This window comes from Enterococcus sp. HMSC078F03, assembly GCF_001811595.1.
GTDB classification, from domain to species: domain Bacteria; phylum Bacillota; class Bacilli; order Lactobacillales; family Enterococcaceae; genus Enterococcus; species Enterococcus faecalis.
The window spans coordinates 108429-129006 of record NZ_KV805602.1 but is presented as its reverse complement, the minus strand read 5'-3'; the positions used below and the strand labels follow the sequence as shown (position 1 = coordinate 129006).

Annotated in this window: 20 protein-coding genes; 6 read left to right on the top strand and 14 right to left on the bottom strand. The window is 36.8% G+C overall.

Features of this window, described 5'->3' with window-relative positions; genetic code table 11:
- Window positions 1-6: 6 nt before the first annotated feature.
- The 4 genes from HMPREF2810_RS13285 to groES all read right to left on the bottom strand — a co-directional run bounded on the left by HMPREF2810_RS13285 (window position 7) and on the right by groES (window position 3730).
- Complete coding sequence (locus HMPREF2810_RS13285; protein ID WP_002384141.1) at window positions 7-717, bottom strand: hypothetical protein; 711 nt, start codon at window positions 715-717, stop codon at window positions 7-9.
- A 23-nt stretch (window positions 718-740) separates the two neighbouring features.
- Window positions 741-1460, bottom strand: coding sequence for a response regulator transcription factor (locus HMPREF2810_RS13280; protein ID WP_002384140.1), 720 nt, complete (start codon window positions 1458-1460; stop codon window positions 741-743).
- A 302-nt stretch (window positions 1461-1762) separates the two neighbouring features.
- On the bottom strand, window positions 1763-3388 hold the full coding sequence (gene groL, locus HMPREF2810_RS13275) for a chaperonin GroEL (protein ID WP_002362559.1): 1626 nt from the start codon (window positions 3386-3388) through the stop codon (window positions 1763-1765).
- Between the two features lie 57 nt (window positions 3389-3445).
- Window positions 3446-3730: a co-chaperone GroES gene (groES, locus tag HMPREF2810_RS13270; RefSeq protein ID WP_002356531.1), complete on the bottom strand. Its 285-nt coding sequence runs from the start codon at window positions 3728-3730 to the stop codon at window positions 3446-3448.
- Between the two features lie 232 nt (window positions 3731-3962).
- On the opposite strand from groES, the gene HMPREF2810_RS13265 reads away from it, so the two are divergent.
- Both HMPREF2810_RS13265 and HMPREF2810_RS13260 read left to right on the top strand, forming a co-directional pair.
- Window positions 3963-4139, top strand: coding sequence for a hypothetical protein (locus HMPREF2810_RS13265; protein WP_002356530.1), 177 nt, complete (start codon window positions 3963-3965; stop codon window positions 4137-4139).
- 18 nt (window positions 4140-4157) lie between these two features.
- Window positions 4158-4811 carry a CPBP family intramembrane glutamic endopeptidase gene (locus HMPREF2810_RS13260; protein ID WP_002384139.1) on the top strand — a complete coding sequence of 218 codons (654 nt, stop codon included), beginning with the start codon at window positions 4158-4160 and terminating at the stop codon, window positions 4809-4811.
- A gap of 42 nt (window positions 4812-4853) precedes the next feature.
- Here the strand turns inward: HMPREF2810_RS13260 and HMPREF2810_RS13255 are convergent, their stop codons facing one another.
- Window positions 4854-5504: a redox-sensing transcriptional repressor Rex gene (locus tag HMPREF2810_RS13255; protein WP_002356528.1), complete on the bottom strand. Its 651-nt coding sequence runs from the start codon at window positions 5502-5504 to the stop codon at window positions 4854-4856.
- A gap of 213 nt (window positions 5505-5717) precedes the next feature.
- On the opposite strand from HMPREF2810_RS13255, the gene HMPREF2810_RS13250 reads away from it, so the two are divergent.
- From HMPREF2810_RS13250 to HMPREF2810_RS13235, 4 genes are all read left to right on the top strand, one after another.
- Window positions 5718-7664: an ABC-F family ATP-binding cassette domain-containing protein gene (locus HMPREF2810_RS13250; RefSeq protein ID WP_002384138.1), complete on the top strand. Its 1947-nt coding sequence runs from the start codon at window positions 5718-5720 to the stop codon at window positions 7662-7664.
- Window positions 7665-7678: 14 nt separating this feature from the next.
- On the top strand, window positions 7679-8311 hold the full coding sequence (locus HMPREF2810_RS13245) for a GntR family transcriptional regulator (RefSeq protein ID WP_002356525.1): 633 nt from the start codon (window positions 7679-7681) through the stop codon (window positions 8309-8311).
- A 200-nt stretch (window positions 8312-8511) separates the two neighbouring features.
- Window positions 8512-9702 (top strand): quaternary amine ABC transporter ATP-binding protein, encoded by a 1191-nt coding sequence (locus tag HMPREF2810_RS13240; RefSeq protein ID WP_010815220.1) that lies wholly within the window; start codon window positions 8512-8514, stop codon window positions 9700-9702.
- Entirely contained in the window at window positions 9695-11404 is a 1710-nt protein-coding gene (locus HMPREF2810_RS13235) for an ABC transporter permease/substrate binding protein (RefSeq protein WP_002384135.1), read from the top strand. The genes HMPREF2810_RS13240 and HMPREF2810_RS13235 overlap by 8 nt, the downstream gene beginning before the upstream one ends.
- Before the next feature lie 284 nt (window positions 11405-11688).
- Here HMPREF2810_RS13235 and HMPREF2810_RS13230 read toward each other — a convergent pair whose 3' ends face one another.
- The 9 genes from HMPREF2810_RS13230 to HMPREF2810_RS13190 form a co-directional block, all read right to left on the bottom strand.
- Window positions 11689-12423, bottom strand: a complete 735-nt coding sequence (locus HMPREF2810_RS13230) for a YcjF family protein (RefSeq protein WP_002384134.1) — start codon at window positions 12421-12423, stop codon at window positions 11689-11691.
- Window positions 12424-12542: 119 nt separating this feature from the next.
- A complete protein-coding gene (locus HMPREF2810_RS13225) occupies window positions 12543-13445 on the bottom strand; it encodes a diacylglycerol/lipid kinase family protein (RefSeq protein ID WP_010815221.1) in 903 nt (300 codons plus the stop codon).
- 122 nt (window positions 13446-13567) lie between these two features.
- On the bottom strand, window positions 13568-14581 hold the full coding sequence (locus HMPREF2810_RS13220; protein ID WP_002379728.1) for a CdaR family transcriptional regulator: 1014 nt from the start codon (window positions 14579-14581) through the stop codon (window positions 13568-13570).
- A 141-nt stretch (window positions 14582-14722) separates the two neighbouring features.
- Complete coding sequence (locus tag HMPREF2810_RS13215) at window positions 14723-15871, bottom strand: glycerate kinase (protein ID WP_002356517.1); 1149 nt, start codon at window positions 15869-15871, stop codon at window positions 14723-14725.
- A gap of 21 nt (window positions 15872-15892) precedes the next feature.
- Window positions 15893-17185 (bottom strand): GntP family permease, encoded by a 1293-nt coding sequence (locus tag HMPREF2810_RS13210; protein WP_002359581.1) that lies wholly within the window; start codon window positions 17183-17185, stop codon window positions 15893-15895.
- Window positions 17186-17293: 108 nt separating this feature from the next.
- Entirely contained in the window at window positions 17294-17977 is a 684-nt protein-coding gene (locus HMPREF2810_RS13205; protein WP_002384132.1) for a TVP38/TMEM64 family protein, read from the bottom strand.
- 282 nt (window positions 17978-18259) lie between these two features.
- Window positions 18260-18574 carry a hypothetical protein gene (locus tag HMPREF2810_RS13200; protein ID WP_002368871.1) on the bottom strand — a complete coding sequence of 105 codons (315 nt, stop codon included), beginning with the start codon at window positions 18572-18574 and terminating at the stop codon, window positions 18260-18262.
- 624 nt (window positions 18575-19198) lie between these two features.
- Window positions 19199-19753 carry a 6-phospho-3-hexuloisomerase gene (gene hxlB, locus HMPREF2810_RS13195; protein WP_010815223.1) on the bottom strand — a complete coding sequence of 185 codons (555 nt, stop codon included), beginning with the start codon at window positions 19751-19753 and terminating at the stop codon, window positions 19199-19201.
- Window positions 19754-19769: 16 nt separating this feature from the next.
- A complete protein-coding gene (locus HMPREF2810_RS13190) occupies window positions 19770-20522 on the bottom strand; it encodes an SDR family NAD(P)-dependent oxidoreductase (protein ID WP_070635619.1) in 753 nt (250 codons plus the stop codon).
- Window positions 20523-20578 lie beyond the last annotated feature (56 nt).

Here is a 20578-nt window from a genome sequence, read left to right as displayed (position 1 = left end):
CTTCATTTACCTCTTTATTTCTGCTAATAATTGCTCTATCTGTTGGTACATTCCTGTTGATTCATTCTTGATGGTTAGCATTTGTTCACAATAAGCTTGGTACTCTCTTGCCACTTGCTTCATGCGCGTTAAAGTTGCTAAACGTTGTTCCATCTCTTCATGAACTGTTGCAACTTGTTGGTTAGCTTGGGCAATTGTTTCTTTTGCTTGACGTTTGGCTTCTAATAAGACTTCACCAATTTCTTTTTGAGAAAGCGTAACGGCTGTGTCTAAGTTCTCTTCGCTAGTCTGTCTCTGTTGTATCTTTGCTTCAGACAATTGTTTCTGTAAAGAAGTGATAGTTGCTTCTTTATCACTTAACGTTTCTTTAACATCTTTAAGTTGAACATCTTTTTCGACTACTTGTTTTTGTAATGCTTCCACTTCATTGGTTTGCATTAATAATTGCTCCGTTAGTTTTTTTATGGATTGCTGATATAGTTGATTTTCTTCTTCTAGTTTTTCAGCAAAAGAAAACGATTCTTCCGACAGTTCAGTCGGCACTTCTTGCTTGACCTGCTTAACTTTTGCAGCTTGCTCTTTTGCATAAACGACCTCGTCATCAAAGATTGCTTCTTCTGTTACCGTTGGTTGTGCTTTCATCGATTGTTCATTTTCAAAATCCGGCATCTTCTCATACTCCTCATCTTCATTGTTTTTAGTCAAAAATTGCCACATCTTTTTCTCCTCCTTCGTACCTTTTACACCGTTAACATATAGCCTTTTGAACGAATTGTTTTGATATATTGTGGTTTGTTCACATCTTGTTCAATTTTTTTGCGCAAATGGAAAATCACATTAGCGACACGATATTTTCGTTCATTCGCAGTATCTTTCCAGACATTTTTGTAGAGTTCTTCATATGTAATTGTTTGTCCTGCGTGTTTGTATAAATACTCTATTGTGAAAAATTCCAATTTTGTTAAAAGAATTTCTTCTCCGCTTCCCAAGCAAACACTCAAATTTGGCGCAATTAAATACAATCTCTCAGAAAGATTCTTAGTAACTGTTTGTTCCTCGTTTGCAATAGCTAATTTAGGATAAAAACGTCTTTTTACACGTTGCAATAAATTACTCATGCTTAACATGCATTCTTGACGATCATAAGAATGATCAAAAACGCCATCTGCGCCTAATTGTAAATAAATAATTCGATTGACTTTACTAATTGCTTCTGTCCGAGAAAATAACCAAATTGGCAAGTCTGACTGCTTGCGAATTGTCATTAATAACTCACAACAAGTATTTACTTGCTGGTGGTCAGTAACTTCAATCACTAACCCATCAATATGGTGCAAATGAAGAAGTATATTTGTTCCTTGGATGATCTGACATTCTACTTGATTACTAACAAACCAATTTTGGCAGTATTCTTTTGTTTCAATTGTCAAAGGAACGACACCAATTGTATATTTTTCCATTTTTCCACCTCAATCTTCCTAATATTCCCCTTCAAAATATAATAATTTTTATTTATATTCTATTAATAAATAAAAATTACCAACTACTAGTTTTCAAAAAATGATTGTTATTACTAAATTTTATCGAATAAAAACAAGGCTGTCTAGCTAAAACGAAGCCTTTAAATTATCATCTTTTTTGTTAAATGAGTAAATATTTGAGAAAATACCATAAGCAAAGATATTATTTAGATTATTTATTCTTTATGTAAAAAAAAGCTTACGATTTTTCAATCGTAAGCTTTTAGAATACTTTTTTATTTTTACATCATACCGCCCATGCCCATTGATGGATCCATCATAGGAGCTGGTGCAGCTGGTTCTGGTTTGTCTGCAACAACTGCTTCAGTTGTTAATAATAAAGCTGACACAGAAGCTGCATTTTGTAAGGCAGAACGAGTTACTTTTGTTGGGTCAACAATACCGGCTTCAACCATGTTTACCCATTCACCGTTAGCTGCATTGAATCCGATACCTAAGTCAACATTTTTTAGTTTGTCAACAATCACTGATCCTTCATAGCCAGCATTTTCAGCGATTTGACGGATTGGTTCTTCTAATGCACGAACGACAATCTTAATTCCTGTTGCCACATCGCCTTCAGCTTCTAGCGCAGCGACTTTACCAATTACATTGACAAGTGCGGTACCACCACCAGAAACCATGCCTTCTTCTACAGCGGCACGTGTTGCGTTTAATGCATCTTCAATTCGTAATTTTAATTCTTTTAATTCTGTTTCAGTTGCAGCACCGACTTTAACGACAGCAACCCCGCCAGCTAATTTAGCTAAACGTTCTTGTAATTTTTCACGATCAAAATCAGACGTTGTTTCGCCGATTTGGTTTTTAATTAAATGAACGCGGGCATCAATGGCTTCTTTTGAGCCAGCACCTTCAACAATTGTTGTGTTATCTTTGTCGACAACTACTTTACTAGCATTTCCTAAGTTTTCAATGGTTGTGTCTTTTAACTCTAACCCTAAGTCGTCAGTGATTACTGTACCACCTGTTAAAATAGCAATATCTTCAAGCATCGCTTTGCGGCGGTCACCAAATCCTGGCGCTTTTACTGCGACAACATTAAATGTACCACGGATTTTGTTCAACACTAATGTTGGTAGAGCTTCTCCATCAACATCATCCGCAATAATCAATAGTGGACGGCTTTGTTGTAGAATTTGTTCTAATAAAGGTAAGATATCTTGAATATTTGAGATTTTTTTGTCGGTAATTAAGATATATGGATTTTCTAAAACAGCTTCCATTTTATCGTTGTCAGTAACCATGTATTGAGATAAATAACCGCGGTCGAATTGCATTCCTTCAACCACATCTAATTCTGTTTCAATCCCTTTTGATTCTTCAATGGTAATTACGCCATCGTTACCAACTTTTTCCATTGCATCAGCAATTAATTGGCCGACTTTTTCAGAACCTGATGAAACAGCAGCGACTTGTGCAATCGCTTCTTTTGAATCAACTACAGATGAAATATTGTGTAATTCTTCTACTGCTGTTTTTGTTGCTAATTCAATCCCACGACGAATACCTAATGGGTTAGCTCCAGCAGTTACGTTTTTTAAGCCTTCACGAACAATGGCTTGTGTCAAAACAGTCGCTGTTGTTGTTCCGTCACCAGCAATATCATTCGTTTTAGAAGCAACTTCTGAAACTAATTTTGCGCCCATGTTTTCAAAATGATCTTCCAATTCAATTTCCTTAGCAATTGTTACTCCATCGTTAGTAATCAATGGTGAACCAAATGATTTTTCTAAAACAACGTTACGACCTTTAGGGCCTAATGTCACTTTCACTGTATCTGCTAATACATCTACTCCGCGTAGCATTGCTGCACGTGCATCTTCTGCAAATTTAATCTCTTTTGCCATGATTTCTTCACCTCATAATTTTTTTCTTCTATTATATTATTCTGTAAAAGTTGTTTATTATTCAACAGTGGCAATAATGTCTTTGGCTGATACAATTAAGTATTCTACGCCTTCGTATTTCACTTCTGTTCCTGAATATTTTTCAAACATTACTGTGTCACCAATTTTTACTTCCATCGGAACTTTTGTGCCATTTTCAAGCACACGACCTTCACCTACTGCGATAACTTCACCTGTTTGTGGTTTTTCTTTTGCAACGGATGCAAGAACAATTCCTCCAACAGTTTTTTCTTCTTCTTTCGCGACTCTAATTACGACGCGATCGCCTAATGGTTTTAACACAATAAATCCCTCCAAATAAAAAGTTTTCGCTTATTTTAGCACTCGATACATAAGAGTGCTAACTCACACTATTTATAATACTCATTTCACTCTAAAAATGCAAGTCTTTTCTCTCTTTTTCTTGTCAATTATAAGATACGCATTTTTTATTGCGTATTCTTTTTTCATGGAATGTTTTTCCAATCCTTTAATTCATGGTAAAATAAATTGACTACGATTGGAGGCGAATAAAATGAAACAACGTTTACTTACAGCATTAATAGCAACCTTCGTTTATTTTGTGATAGCGAATTTAGGAAATCTTGTTTTCAGTGTCACAGAAGGAATTGTTTCGACACTTTGGGAATCTCTTTTCTTTTTCTTATTCGTTTTTCTTTTATTAGGATATCGCAATAATCGTAAAAAATAATTATAGAAAGGATTAACCATGACCTTAAGAAAATCAAGTTTATTTATTTTAGTCACATACATTATCGCTTTTTTCGGGCCGTTACTTTTTTCGGGTATTTCCCCCAATGCAGCGATTAATGTGACAACTGCTCTCTACATTATTGGCGCCCTTGTAATGATTGGCATCTTTTTAAAAACAACAGAACCTTCTCCTTTAGAGGAAACAGCAACCTTGAAATCACCTATTTTTATTTTTTTACTAGGTGTTAGTGGGATTTTCATTGCCATGCTGATTCAAGGGGTTACTTTTGCCATTGAAGTAGCCATCACAGGAGAACAAGCTACTTCTCAAAATACACAAGCTATTGTAGCGGTGATTTTGGCAAATCCTTTATTTATTTTGGCAACTACTATCGGTGGTCCGATTATGGAAGAATTCGTCTTTCGTTATGCATTTATCCATTTAATCCAGCCTTTTACAAATTTCTGGATTGCGGCTACTGTTAGTTCGGCGATTTTTTCACTCGCACATGCCGATGGTCACTTTTTTGTTTATTTCTTTATGGGATTTTTCTTTGCTCTTTTGTACAAGCAAACTGGAAAAATTTGGACCTCAATTATCGCCCATTGCGGCATGAATACGATTGTGATTATTGTTCAACTACTTTTGCATAATAGTGCAATTCAATAAGAAAAGGGCCTTCGTCTAAACGACTAGGCCCTTTTCTTTTGCTTATTCTTCTTCGTCAATCAATTCGTTGTCATGATGTAAGAAATAAATCAATGTTTGTAATTCGTTGGTTAAGTCAACATTTTGAATTAATACTTCAGGTGGCGCTACTAAACGCGCAGCCGTAAAGTTTAGAATTCCTTTAACCCCTGCTTCGGCAAGTTTGTTTACAACTTCTTGCGCTTTGCGAGCTGGAATAGTTAAAATAGCTACTTCGATTTGTTGAACACGGATTTGTTCCATCATATCTTCCATTGGATAAACCGGAATACCGTCAACAATGCGTCCCACAATATCTTCATTCACATCAAATGCACAACTTACACGAATACTGTTGCTTTGATGGAATTTGTACTTTAATAAAGCACTTCCTAAATTACCAACCCCGATTAATGCGACATTGGTTAACTCATCTTCATTCAATGTTTTTGCAAAAAAGTTCATTAAGTTTTCAACATCATAGCCGTACCCACGTTTACCTAATTCACCAAAATATGAAAAGTCACGACGAATAGTCGCACTGTCTACTTGTACCGCTTCACTTAATTCAGTTGATGAGACTTTATTTTTTCCTGTATCATGTAACATTCTTAAGTAGCGATAATATAAAGGAAGGCGTCGCGCCGTTGCTTTTGGAATAACTTGATCTTTCACAATTGGACCTCCAATACTTTCACTTAAATCTTATCCATTAACATAATAGCAGTTTTTCACAATAAAAAGCAATTCTATGGCTCAAAAATAGCATTTTTCTTCAAAAGTTTGTGATAAAAGGTATAAACCTTCACAAAGCATTTTTTGATACGTGCTATTTTAGCAGATTTTATGCTACACTAAGGGCAATGAATTTAGAAATGAGGACTACTGATGATTTTATTACAAGCAAATCAAGTTGCCCGGCATTTTGGCTCGGAAACATTGTTTGAAAACATACATTTAGAAATTGCAACAAAAAGTCGGATTGCCTTAGTTGGTCGTAATGGTGCTGGAAAATCGACTTTTTTAAAAATCATTGCAGGCATTGATGCTCCCGATAGCGGAACCATTGCCAAAAATAAAACTGCTACGTTAGGTTATTTAGCTCAAAATACCGGCTTAGAATCAGATAAAACCGTTTGGGAAGAAATGACAAAAGCCTTTGCTGACATCCTAGAAATGGAACAGCGTATGCGAGAATTAGAAACTAAAATTAGTGAAATGGAGCCAACCACTTCCGTTTATGAAGGAATTTTAAAAGAGTACGATCAATTGCAACATACATTTTCTGAAAAAAATGGCTACGGCTATGAAAATGAAATTCGTTCAGTCCTTCACGGCTTTGGCTTTGATGAATCCTTTTACACGAAAGATATTCAAACCTTATCTGGTGGTCAAAAAACCCGGCTTGCATTAGCGAGAATGCTTTTACAAAAACCAGACATTTTAATTCTGGACGAGCCTACAAACCACTTAGATATCGAGACGCTTTCTTGGCTGGAATCTTATTTGCCAAGTTATCCCGGCGCCCTATTAATTGTTTCCCACGATCGTTATTTTTTAGATAAGGTAGTTAATGAAGTTTATGAACTGAGTCGCAAAAAAATGACTCACTACAAAGGAAACTATTCCAAATACTTAGAGTTAAAAGCAGAACAATTAGCCAGTGAATGGAAAGCGTATGAAAAGCAACAAGAAGAAATCAATAAGTTAGAAGATTTCGTTGCCAAAAATCTGGTTCGTGCATCTACAACGAAACGTGCACAAAGTCGCCGAAAAGTATTAGAAAAAATGGACCGTTTAGACCGACCTCAAGGAGATGAAAAATCGGCGCATTTTCTTTTCGATAGTGAAAAAGTTTCTGGAAATGTTGTTTTACAAGTCGAAGATGCCGCCATTGGTTACGACCAAGAACATATTTTATCCGAACCTATTCACTTGGATATTCGTCGCAAAGAAGCCATTGCCTTAGTCGGACCGAACGGAATTGGTAAATCCACTCTCTTGAAATCAATTATTGACCGCATTCCTTTCATTAAAGGAAGTAAAACTTTTGGCACCAATGTTTCTGTAGGTTACTATGACCAAGAGCAAGCCAATTTACATGGCAATAAAACGGTCTTAGCGGAATTATGGGATGAACACCCAACCACACCTGAAAAAGAGATTCGAAGTATTTTAGGCGGCTTTCTCTTCAGTGGAGATGATGTTGAAAAAACGATTCCTTTATTAAGCGGTGGCGAAAAAGCCCGTGTGGCATTAGCAAAATTAGCGATGGATCGTGACAATTTCTTGATTCTCGATGAGCCAACCAACCACTTGGATATCGATAATAAAGAAGTTTTAGAAAATGCGCTGATTGATTATGAAGGAACCATCCTCTTCGTTTCCCATGACCGTTACTTTATCAATCGAATTGCAACAAAAGTTGTTGAGCTTTCTGAAAAAGGCAGCAAACTTTATTTAGGCGACTATGATTATTATTTAGAAAAGAAACAAGAGGAAGAAGAAATCGCTGCCCTCTTAGCTAATGAAGAAGCGGCGAAAAAACCCGAACCAGTTACAGCCAAAAATACCTTTTATCAAAACAAGGAGCAACAAAAATTACTCCGTACTTTGCAAAGAAAAATAACACAAGTCGAAGAAAATCTTGCTCAGTTAGATACGACAATTGCACAATTAGAAGCACAAATGAGTCAACCAGACATTCTAGAAAATCATGTTGAATTGCTGGCTCTAAACCAACAATTAGATGACGCTCGTCAGCAACAAGATGAACTACTTGAGCAATGGGAAAATTTCAGTTTAGAATTAGAAGAAATGGAAAATAACAATTAACGGAGGGATTCACTATGGCTTCCAAAAAAATCAGTTTAACGAAGCCCAAATATCAACAAATCGCCGTTGATGTTGCGGAAAAAATTGCAGAAGGCAAATTACATGTCGGAGATAAAATCCATGCCCGTTCCACCCTAGCTAACCAATACCAAGTGTCGCCAGAAACAGCCCGCAAAGCCATTATCGTTTTAGTTGATTTAGAAATCGTTAAAGCCAAACACGGTAGCGGCTTCTATGTGGCATCAAAAGAAAAAGCGCAGGACTTTGTGACACAATATCAAGACGTTCAAACGATTGCTGAAATTAAAGAAGAATTGCTAGATAGCGTAGCGAAACAAAAAGAAGAACTTACTCATTTTTCTAGCATTCTAGATACTCTTGTTGAACAAACAAAGCGTTTTGATTCTTTCAATCCAATGAATCCTTATTCATTAGTTTTAACAGAAGAAGCTGCTTATCTTGAGGCGACGATTAGCGAAATGAATTTTTGGCAAAACACTTCGGCAACGATTATCGCCATCAAACACAAAGAAGAGCTTCTGGTCTCACCTGGTCCATATGCAAAGATTTCGTTGAACGACACACTTTATTTTGTTGGACATGACGAATCAACCTTACAACGAGTGCAGAATTTCTTTTATCCTTAAACAAAAAAGTGACTACTTATCTTGCGGTAAATAGTCACTTTTTTTATTTATTATTTCTATTTTTCATAAAAACCCACTATAAAACCTAGTTAAAATACTGTTTTTCTTCATTTTCAGAAAGATTTTCATCTAATTTGACAAAGTGACAACTTTATAGTAGTCTGATGTAGTCACTTTTTTTAATGAGGAGGAACAATGATTTGCCAAAAGTAAAAGTAAATCACCTTACCAAGATCTTTGGTAAGAAAACCAAACCGGCACTTGAAATGATTCGTGCCAACAAAAGTAAAACAGAAATTTTAGAAAAAACGGGTGCCACAGTCGGTGTTTATGATGTAAATTTCGAAGTTGAAGAAGGCGAAATTTTCGTTATTATGGGGTTATCAGGAAGTGGAAAATCAACATTAATTCGTTTATTAAATCGTTTGATTGAACCAACTTCAGGAAATATTTATATTGATGGACAAGATATTTCTTCTTTAGATAAAGAAGGATTACGTGAAGTACGTCGAAATAAAATGAGCATGGTTTTCCAAAACTTTGGTCTTTTCCCCCATCTAACTATCTTAGAAAATACGGAATATGGTTTAGAAATTCGTGGTGTTCCTAAAGAAGAACGCCAAGCAAAAGCTGAAAAAGCCTTAGAAAATTCTAGCTTAATTGCTTTTAAAGACCAATTACCAAGTCAATTATCTGGTGGGATGCAACAACGTGTCGGCCTTGCTCGTGCCTTGGCTAACGATCCAGAAATTTTATTAATGGACGAAGCGTTCTCTGCTCTTGATCCGTTAATTCGTCGTGAAATGCAAGACGAACTATTAGATTTACAAGAAAATGTCAAAAAAACCATTATCTTTATCACACATGATTTGAATGAAGCTTTACGAATCGGCGACCGGATTGCTTTGATGAAAGATGGTCAAATTATGCAAATTGGGACTGGAGAAGAAATTTTAACCAACCCAGCCAACGAATATGTGCGAACCTTCGTGGAAGATGTGGATCGTTCAAAAGTCTTAACTGCCCAAAATATTATGGTACCTGCTTTAACTACTAACATTGAAATTGATGGCCCAACTGTTGCTTTAAAACGGATGCGTCAAGAAGAAGTGAGTATGTTACTTGCCGTGGATAAAAAACGCCAACTAAAAGGCGTTGTACGCGCAGAAAAAGCTTTAGAAGCGCGTAAAAACGGGACTTCTCTTGTAGAATGTGTGGATCCAGAAATTCAAACAATCGACAAAGATATGTTAGTGAATGATATTTTCCCACTGATTTATGATGCACAAACGCCTCTTGCCGTGACTGATAACGGCAAACTATTAGGCGTGGTCATCCGTGGTAGCGTACTTGAAGCACTTGCAGAAACAGAGGTGAACGAACATGAATAAGTATCAATTACCTGTCGCGTCTTGGGTTGAAAGTTTTACTGATTGGTTAACTTCAACATTTGCTGGATTATTCAGCTTTTTACAAACAATTGGTCAAAGTGTAATGGACAACATTACTGCCTTACTAACAGCCGTACCACCACTTGTGCTGATCGTGCTATTAACGATTGCTGCTTTCTTTATTTCTAATAAAAAAATTGGCTTAAGTTTATTCACGTTTATTGGCTTAATGTTTATCTATAATCAAAACTTATGGAACGATTTAATGAGTACCGTTACGTTAGTTTTACTTTCTAGTGTTATTTCCATTATCATTGGTGTGCCACTAGGGATTTTAATGGCGAAAAGCGAAAAAGCCAAAAGTATCATTACACCGATTTTGGACTTCATGCAAACAATGCCTGGTTTCGTTTACTTGATTCCAGCCGTTGCATTCTTCGGAATTGGTATGGTTCCTGGGGTCTTCGCCTCTGTTATCTTCGCTTTACCACCAACCGTTCGCTTTACGAACTTAGGAATTCGACAAGTGCCAAATGAACTTGTTGAAGCAGCTGATTCTTACGGTAGTACTGGCTGGCAAAAATTATTCAAATTAGAATTACCTTTAGCCAAAAACACGATTATGGCTGGTGTTAACCAAACAACCATGCTAGCCCTATCAATGGTAGTTATTGCTTCAATGATTGGTGCGCCTGGATTAGGACGTGGCGTCCTTTCCGCTTTACAACGTGCACAAGTCGGGAACGGTTTCGTAAATGGTGTGGCTTTAGTTATTTTAGCGATTATCATTGACCGTTTTACTCAACATTTAAATAATAAAAAAGCAGCCCCTAAAGCAGCTGGTGCCACCTCTAAAAAGAAAAAATACGGGATTATTGCAGCGGTTGTTGTAATTGTCGCTGGCTTAGTTGGTGCTTCAATTTTTACAACAACAAATGATAAGCAAATTTCCCTTTCTTATGTGGAATGGGATACCGAAGTAGCCTCCACACATGTGGTTGCCGAAGTCTTAAAAGATATGGGATATGATGTTAAAACGACTCCTTTAGATAACGCAATCATGTGGGAATCTGTAGCTAAAGGTGAAACAGATGCCATGGTTGGTGCGTGGCTGCCAGGAACTCACGCAGAGCAATATAAACAATATAAAGATAAATTAGACGACCTTGGTGAAAACCTTAAAGGCGCGAAGTTAGGAATTGTTGTCCCTTCTTATATGGATGTTGATTCTATCGAAGATTTATCTGATCAAGCTGGGAAAAAGATTACTGGAATTGAACCTGGGGCTGGTGTTGTTGCAGCAGCAGAGAAAACTAAAGAAGCTTATCCTAATTTGAAAGATTGGTCTGTTGAAACTTCTTCATCAGGTGCCATGACTGTCGCCTTAGGACAAGCAATTAAAAACAACGAAGACATCGTTATTACTGGCTGGTCTCCTCACTGGATGTTTGCAAAATATGATTTAAAATATTTAGCTGATCCAAAAGGCACTATGGGCGGCGAAGAAGCGATTCACACAATGGCTCGCCAAGGCCTAAAAGAAGATCAACCAGAAGCTTACAAAGTGTTAGATAATTTCCATTGGACAACTAAGGATATGGAATCTGTCATGTTAGAAATTAACGAAGGCAAAGACCCACAAGAAGCTGCACGCGATTGGGTTGATTCACATAAAGACCAAGTATCAGAATGGAAAAAATAATTCTTAACAAATGACTTCCCCATCTATTTAAAAGAGGGCGTTGAACAAATTGTTCAACGCCCTCTTTTTTCGCAAAAAAAACCACTCAGTTGGGTAGACTGAGTGGAAAGGAGTTATTTTTACTTGAGGAGTAAAAATGAAAAGTGTTTATGTTGGGTGTTTTGTTGGTATGCTTATATATTAACGAGAACCTGTGAATAATTTGTGACGAAAACCTTGGAAATTTGCTACGAATTACTTAAAAAAGTTTAAATGTGTCTCACCCTAGTTAATCGATACAGCGATTATTTCTTTTTAGCATTTTGGATGGCTTTAAATAATGTTGAAAATTGTCCTTTGAAAGACATCACATCATCAAAGATATCAACACCATCGTTTAACATTTTGACGGTAACCCAGCCAAGCGCTTCCGTAATTGCTACCGCAACTGAAGCATTGACCATGCCACCAGTCACAGTTCCGACAACAGGAATCACTTTTAGAATATTTCCGACTGCGCTCTTACCTAAACTAACCACTACTAATTCTTTGGTTAAACTTTTCCCTAAGCTTTCAGACCAAGACTGACCAAAAATTTTATGCAGCCGTGACATCATAGTTAATTGAACAGGTACCAGTAAAAAAGCATCCGAAAATGGAATTGGTGAAAACCCAATAATTGCTGCTGACAATGCAGCAAAATGAATCGTTTGATGACTTTTCTTTTTCACGTCAGGTGAAACACCAGCCAAAAATTCATCAAATACTTTGTCGAGTTGTGTTTGACTGTTCGTCACTAATTGTTCTGCTTTACCTTTAGAAGTTGCGAAAGCATTCATTATGGCCGTAGACGTTTTTTGTGGAAATTTTTTCAAGACATCTTGAAAAAAAGAACGAAATTCTGGGTCTTCGATTTCTTCATTCAATTGCTTAGTTTCTTGTTCTGCTAATTCTTGTTTTTCAATCTCTTCAAAAAGTTCTTGTTTCTTTTTGTTTTTATGTTTTTTTCTTCTCATCTCATTAACTCCTTTATCTATCAATATGTAGAAACAAAGTATAGCATAGCCCTTGGTTGATTCTCTTTTAGATGATTTGAAAAGCCAGAACTTATCTGTTTTTTAAACAAATAGAAATGTTCTAGCTTTTCTCAAAAAATCAGCTATTTTGTTTGTTCTTCACCGCAATAGACCGTCAAGTGTTTAGGCAAAATCTTCAGCGTAATTGGCAAAGCAGCTCCTTCATCACCATCCACATTAGTGGTTAATTCTTCTTGGTTTTCTAAGGAGATTGTTCCTTCTTTAAAGGTTAGGTAAACTAAATTATCAGTGGACTGGTCGACGCCTTTTAACAAATCTGGGACTGCTTTTACTGCATCCCACAATGATTGATCTTTTAAATAAACTAAATGAAGTTTGCCATCATCCACTTGGGCCTCTGGTAATAATGTTTCAAAACCACCGATTGAATTCGTTAAGCCAACTAAAACGGTACTACTTTCAATGGTTTGTTCTTTTTGATCCAAGCTTAAATGAAAAGGATACGTTTGAGCATTCGCTAAATGTTTGGCACCTGAAATAAAATAAGCGAGTTTTCCTAACTTCGTTTTTTGTTCAACGTCCACGTCGTTAATTGACTCTGGAATCGTCCCAATCGCAACGACATTCATAAAGTAGTCGTCATTGATTTTCCCCACATCTAAAGCACTGGTTTTTTCTAAATCTAATTGTTGAATCGCCTCTTCAGGATCCATCGGTAAATTCAAGGCTCGCGCTAAATCGTTCACCGTTCCTAAAGGAAAAAAGCCAAATTTTGGGCGGCAAGCTTGTTCTGCCAACCCGCTAATTCCTTCATTAACGGTTCCATCTCCCCCCATTACGAAAACACTGTCGAAGTGACTTTCCGCAGCTTCACGGGCAAATTGTTCTGCATCGCCGCCTTTTTCTGTTTGTTTCACTACAACTTCATCAAATAACTGCTTTAATTTTTCTTCTGCTAACGTTTCAAATTCTTTGGCTTTTTCACCACCAGAACTGGGGTTAACAATTAAAACTGCTTTTTTCACTGGCACCACTCCTCATTGATATCTAAATCGTTTGATTCCTTACAATTATTATAAAAGATATTTTTGATTCTGGCGAAAAATATGCTGACACTTGCTTAACAAACAAGCATCCCTGCTCCTCACTACTTTTCAAAACGTTCTTTAAAGCAATAGGCAAAATAATAGAACAATTTCCAAAAATCTTGCCAAACTTTTGGATCCATCCCCGTCAATTCATGAATTCGTTTCAAACGGTAATTCAATGTATTTCGATGGATATGTAATACTTGTGAGGTTTCATTGATGTTTAAGTTATGATTGGCGAAAAAAATAACGGTTTCATAGTATTCATCATAAATCGTCTGGATGGTTTCAAAAAAATCCAATTCAATATGAAAAGGAAAATTAAAAATTCCTTGAATGAAAAAATCTTCTGCTTGGTAAAACTTAGCCTTTTCTAATTGGAGAAACGATAGAAGTAAATACGTGTTTTGTGCCTCTTGGACCATTTGTTGAATCGTGGCTTTTTCCGAACTTATCACAAGGTATTCTGTTACTGGCTTTGTTATCTGAGGTGGTTCAGAAGTAATCACCAGATAACAATTTTCCCATTCAAATATTTCATGTCCAGGATAATAACTGGATAATAAGCGCTTGTCCTTGGTCAGTACACAATGATTCTGGTCATCTAATTGAAGGTTATATAGTTCCAACGCTTCAAGTTTTAAGGCTTCTGAGTAAGCAGAATCAACATGCATTAAGTGCTGGATAAACTGATTTTTTTGTTTCTTCTTTTTTTCGCGTTCTTGTTGTGTATTTAATTCTTCTGTCAGTAAAAGAACAATCGAGCGCACAAGCTTGGTAAATTTGCGCACCTCGTCTGGTTCTCCTGAAATGCCTACGACACCTAAAATGTGATTATTCAAAATAATCGGTTCATTGGTGCCTTTTTTCTCTAAAGAAGTATCTTTATAAATTTCAATATTTTTTCGTTCATTGATGGCTCTTTCTGCGCCACGATGGCGCTCCCCAATTCGAGCAGAATCTCCACTCGCAATAATTTTTCCTCGTTCATCCATAATATTGATGTTATAAGGAATATCTGCCATCAACTTTTCAACAATTTTATTTGCTTGGATTTTGTCTAATTTTAACATTGCTATCGCCAACTTTCTAAAAAGCGAGTAGCGTTTGGGACATAAGCCGCAATGACTTATGTCCCAAACGCTTAATTCTTCAGATCAACGACTGAACATTTTTATTTCAGCTTTCATTACTGATGATACCATGGTTAGTTCTTAGTCACAAGGCACCAGCTGTAATGTACGAGCAATATTTTCAACGGTTCTTTCTAAGTTAACTGGTCCATTTTTCAATGCTGCTTCCAATGGTTCGGCTTTGGCCAAAATTCCAAAAATAGCCGTCATCCCTTCTTCATAGAGGACATCCACATCTTTGCCGATATAGCCAGCACAAGCGAAAACCGGTTTTTGATACTTCTTGGCCAAACGTGAGACGCCATAAGGGGCTTTGCCGAATTTTGTTTGAAAATCCATCCCACCTTCACCAGTAAAGACATAATCAGCGGCTTTTATTTTTTCTTCTAATTGATTCACTTCTACGACAATATCAATTCCTGGGCGTAACTGAGCTTTTGTGAATGCTAGTAACCCTGCACCCAAACCACCAGCAGCTCCTGCGCCTGGCATCATCTCAACATCAATGCCGACCTCTTTTTTGATAATCGCTGCATAATGGGCTAAGTTTTTATCTAATTGAGCCACCATTTCTTCTGTCGCACCTTTTTGCGGGCCAAAGACATGAGACGCCCCTGTTGGCCCTGTTAGTGGGTTATTCACATCACTTGCTACTAGAACTTCGGTAGCAAAAATGCGTTGATCAAACTGTGTTAAATCGATCTGCGCCAGTTTATCTAATGCACCACCGCCACGTGTCAATTCTTGCCCTTCCTTGTCTAACAAACGCGCACCAAGTGCCTGAATCATACCTGCACCCCCATCATTTGTCACGCTACCACCAATGCCGATAATGATTTTTTTTGCCCCATGATTGAGCGCATGTTGAATCATCTCTCCTGTACCATAAGTAGAAGTGATCAAGGGATTACGTTCTGCTGCTTTAACCAATTCAATTCCGTTGGCTTTCGCCATTTCAATGACCACCGTTTCTTGGTCACCTAATAAGCCGTAATAGGTTTCAACGATTTGATCAGGAAGCGGTCCTGCCACGCGCACTGGTACTCTTGTACCTCCTGTTGCATCCACTAAGGAATCCACCGTTCCTTCCCCGCCGTCTGCCATCGGGACATGTTGAATGTCTGCATCTTTAAATACAGCTAAAATCCCTTTTTCCATTGCCAGACAGGCTTCTTTTGCACTCATACTTTCTTTAAATGAGTCTGGAGCCAAAACAAATTTTTTCGTCATCTTTTCGCGCCTACTTTCCAACTAGTTTAAAATAAAGCCATATAAAATGGTTGCAACAATCGTCATTACCCCACCGACACACATTTCATAAGGAATCACTCGAATTCTTTCTTTAATCGTCATATTCATACTTTGTGCCGTAATATGGAAATAATTGCCTTGAGGAACACTATCAATCACAGTTGCACCAGTATGCACCATGACTGCTGCTGAAAGTGAAGATGTGCCCATATCTAAAATCGCTGGTCCAAAAGAACCTGTCGCTAAAATAACCGCTGTGGATGTTGAACCAACTGCTAAGCCCATTAAAATACCAGAAATCGGTGCCAAGAAGGTTCCAGAAATTCCCATAACAGAAATTAAGTGGACAATTTGTGTTGATAAATCAGAAACAGAAATTAATCCAGCAATTGCACCTGCACCAATTAAAATTAAAACGGTATCGGTTACTCTCTTCAAGCCAGAAGATGCATAAAAGGCCAGTTGTTTTGTTTGCCCAATCGCAATTGTCCCAACAACTGAAGCGAACGGCAAAATATACAGAGCATCAATATTCAAACTTTTGATGAAAGAAATATTTAAAACGGCGCCAATCGGATTAAGTAATAATAAGACAATCGCTAACACTGGCGCGATTAACGCCTTTTTCAAAGGTAATAATTCTTTTGTTTGTTCCTCTACAAGATCCGTTTCTTTGACCATTGATCCTTTGCTTCTCATGATATTTGCAAGAACAACAGCTGTAATTAAGCCAAATACGGCTGGAATAAAACCAGCAATCATAACGTCACTTAAAGGTAAATCAAAGCCGTTCGCCGCTGCAATAGTATTTGGATTAGGCGAAATAATATTGCCCGCTTTGCCGCCACCTGATAAGGCAATCAATAATGATAACTTACTGATACCCGTACTTTTCCCAACAGATAGAGCAATCGGGGCAACAATCAACACTGCAACAGGAATGAATACGCCCACTGCTGTAATTACCATTGTGGATAATGCCAAAGATAAAATAGCTTTTTTCTCGCCAAGCTTTTGTACAATGGCGTTGGCAATTGATTCTGCCGCACCAGATTCCATCATCACACCCGCCAACATACCGGCTGCTAAGACACGGATTGCGGTTCCCATAATACTTTGTGTTCCGTTTAATAGAACAGCGACTGTATCTGACAGGGAAGCGCCTCCAATAAGACAACCAACAATTGCACCAAAAAACAAGGAATACACAGGATTAAATTTTTTCAAAATTAATACTATCGCTACAACTAATCCTAAAATTGCAGCAACCCAAGATATTGTAATATCTGGCATTCAAAATCAGCTCCTTAAATTGTTTACGCTTTCATTCTATCAAAGTCCTTTCTTTTTAAAATTGTAAATTTAACAGGATTTATTGTTCAAATGCACAAAAAACCGTTCTTAAAGAACAGTTTTTTGAAATCTTTTTCTATCTTTCTCAATAATGACCACCAATCCAACGAACAAAAGAACACTCACAATTAACAATACTGCCGTTTTATTATATCCATGAAATAGCGCTTCGCCTCCACATGCGTAAAGTATTGAGGAAGGAATTACACCAATGAATATAGCGGCTATTAAATTTTTTAATGGCAACTGCATAGTATCTGCAGCAAAATTAATCACAGAAGAAGGAATAATTGGAATCATGTAGCCCACCATAATCCCAATTTTTGGATGCTTCATCCGTCGAATGGACTGGACCCAATGATTGGTCTCCGTTTTTCTATCTAAAAATTTTATATGATGCATCAAAAAGATTGCAACTAAATTTCCCAAACTATTCCCTAAAACATTAATGAGTGTGCCGCTGAAGGGACCAAAACTCAATCCTGCAATCACACCAATTACCGAGGTTGGAATCCCTGGTACTGCACACATGATCGCGGTCAAAAAAACTAACAATAGCGCTGCTGAAAAACCATGTGAACGAATTCGCTCTAATAATTGTGTCTTACTAGCTTTAGGATTCAAAAATAATTGAATATCTGTTTGATATTCTAGATACAAACGGTAACCCACCAGCAGGATTAAAATAAACCCGCTACTGATTAGTAGTATTCGAATTGTTTTCCTCTTCATTTTCTTTGCTCCTTTTATGCTTTATACAAAGTGTAGCACAGGTTTCTTCGTGCCTCAATTAGAAGCTTGTATGAATAAAAGCCGCCCCTAAAAGTTAGACTAAAAATCTAGCTTTTAGGGGCGATTCGAAAGTTATGAAGGTACTTTTTTTATTTCCGATACATCTTAAACAGGAAATAACGGGTAACAATAGTTGAGGTAGCAGCTTTCTTAAAAGCATTGGTAGAAAATTGGAAAACTCAGAACAATTGGTTTACTTTCACTATTTTGAAATTCCTTTATTTAGATTATCCTGTCCAGAATATCGACAACTTGACTATCAGACTTCACATATAGATGCCCATATGTTCCCAAAGTAATCTGTATATTCGCATGTCCTAATCTTTCTTGAATCAGTTGAGTACACTCGAACTTATTTTCAAAAATTTCTTCTGGAGTAAATCCTTTTTCAGCATGCCGCAACTTTCCTGTTTGTTCACGTTGATTAAATTCTGTAGATTCGTGAGAAAATATTTTCCTTTGACTTTTATAAAAAGTATCTTCTTGACGTTTTAAGGTAACAGTAACATAACGAATAAAAATATAGGTAAGATCCATTTCTGTCTTTATATCGTAAACATCTCCTACAATTTAGGCAGACGGTATTGCCAATAACCATGATAAGCACGCTCAATTGGTAAAGACCTCTCTTTTAGCATTTTGGGTAAAATATTGCAAGTCAGGTTTTTATAAGAAATGAATAACTCGTATTCTGTAATCAGTTTTTTAATAATTGCTGATTACTTAGATGTACTGGACTCTGCTTTAAAATAGCTAAAATATTTTTTGATGTACGATCAATAGGAAGATGTTCTCTTTTTGAAACCTAAAATAAATAATAACTTCACATTTCATTCAGACTTTATTAAGTGTGCTGCACTTATTTCGTAAATTCCATCACAGGGAATTATACAAAGAGGTATTTTTTTATTTTCATATAAACTAATCAAATGGATCTTTCTGAATAGTAAATACAAAAAAGTGCAAAAAGATTTTAAGCTTCCTACACTTTTAAAACTATTCAAAATATTATATCTTGTATGTTTCTAAAAATTTTTCTTTACTCCATTCTTTTTCTTCTTTATCTTCTTCATAAGCTCTCATCACAACTATAAACACCGTAGCCATTATAAACACTCTCCCATTCAGTAATACTTTTTACTAACACTTAAAAATGAGAAACTATTCAAAATCAGCATGCCTTTTAAACATGGTTTCTGAAGTCTCCCCCAGTTCATCCATTAAGTTTAAAACCATTCCATCAAAGGTCAAAAAAGCCAATTGTTCAAACGCAGACCCCATTGGTTGAGCAAAAGAGGCTGTTTCTCGATCATTTTCTTCTTTCGTAGTACCTGGTAAAACAAGTACTACGTCAGCTAATTGACCAATCGTTGACTCTTTTTTCATCGTGACCAAGGCTAAATCAATACCACTTTGTTTCGCTTTTTCTGCCAAGCTTTTCAAACTACCAGTCTCTCCTGATCCAGAACAGATAATTAATAAATCTCCTGGTTTGGAGTGAGGAGAACTGATCTCTCCAACAATACTAACTGAAAAGCCAATATGCATTAATCGATTGGCAAACGCTCGAATCGCAATTCCTGAGCGACCTGCACCATTCAAAAAAATATGATTTGCTTGTTTAATTTGTTCAACAAAATGAGCAATCTCATTTGTATCTATCCTTTGTCCATTTTGAGTGAGTTCAGCTAAAATATCTAGTGTGTAGTTTTTCATAGGGTTCTCGTCTCCTTTAGGCAATCGTTCTTCCACCATCCATTAGAATGGTTTGTCCTTGAATATAGGAATTAGCTGGATCTGCTAAAAATATTGCTAAATTGGCAACATCTTCAATGGTTCCAAAACGTCGAACTGGAATTTTATTGATAACTGCATCTAAACTTTCTCGGGTTGGATAATTTACGCGCATCATTTCACCTGTATCAATTAGACGAGGAGCGATAGCATTAACATTAACCCCTTTAGGTCCAAGTTCTTTTGCTAATCCACGTATTAACCCTTCCCCACCAGCCTTAGACGCTGGGTATGATACACCACCGCCAGTTCCACTTAAAGCTGATCCTGAACTGATATAAACAATTGAACCCTGATTATCTAAAAAGTCATTATAAAATGCTTTTACTGTATTAAATAGCCCGGTTAAATTGATGCTTAATGTTTTGTTCCATTCTTCGAAAGAAATATCATTTACTTTGTTTGCAAAAGCTACTCCAGCATTTAAGACAAGAAAATCAATACGGCCAAATTCTTTGAACACTTTTTCGCGAGCTTCTGTCAAAGCAGCTGGATCTGAAACATCCGCTTGAACAAATAACGATTTTACATATTTATTTGTAATTTCTTCTGCTGTTTTTGTTCCTGTTTCTGGATTATAATCCACGATTACTGTATTTGCTCCGGCTGCTGCAAACTTTTCTGCAATTCCTTTACCTATTCCATGTGCTGCCCCAGTTACTAATGCGACTTTCCCTTCAAAGTTTCCCATTACGGATTCTCCTCTTTCCATTGATTTAGTTTTGATGCTGATTCTCACTAATTAAC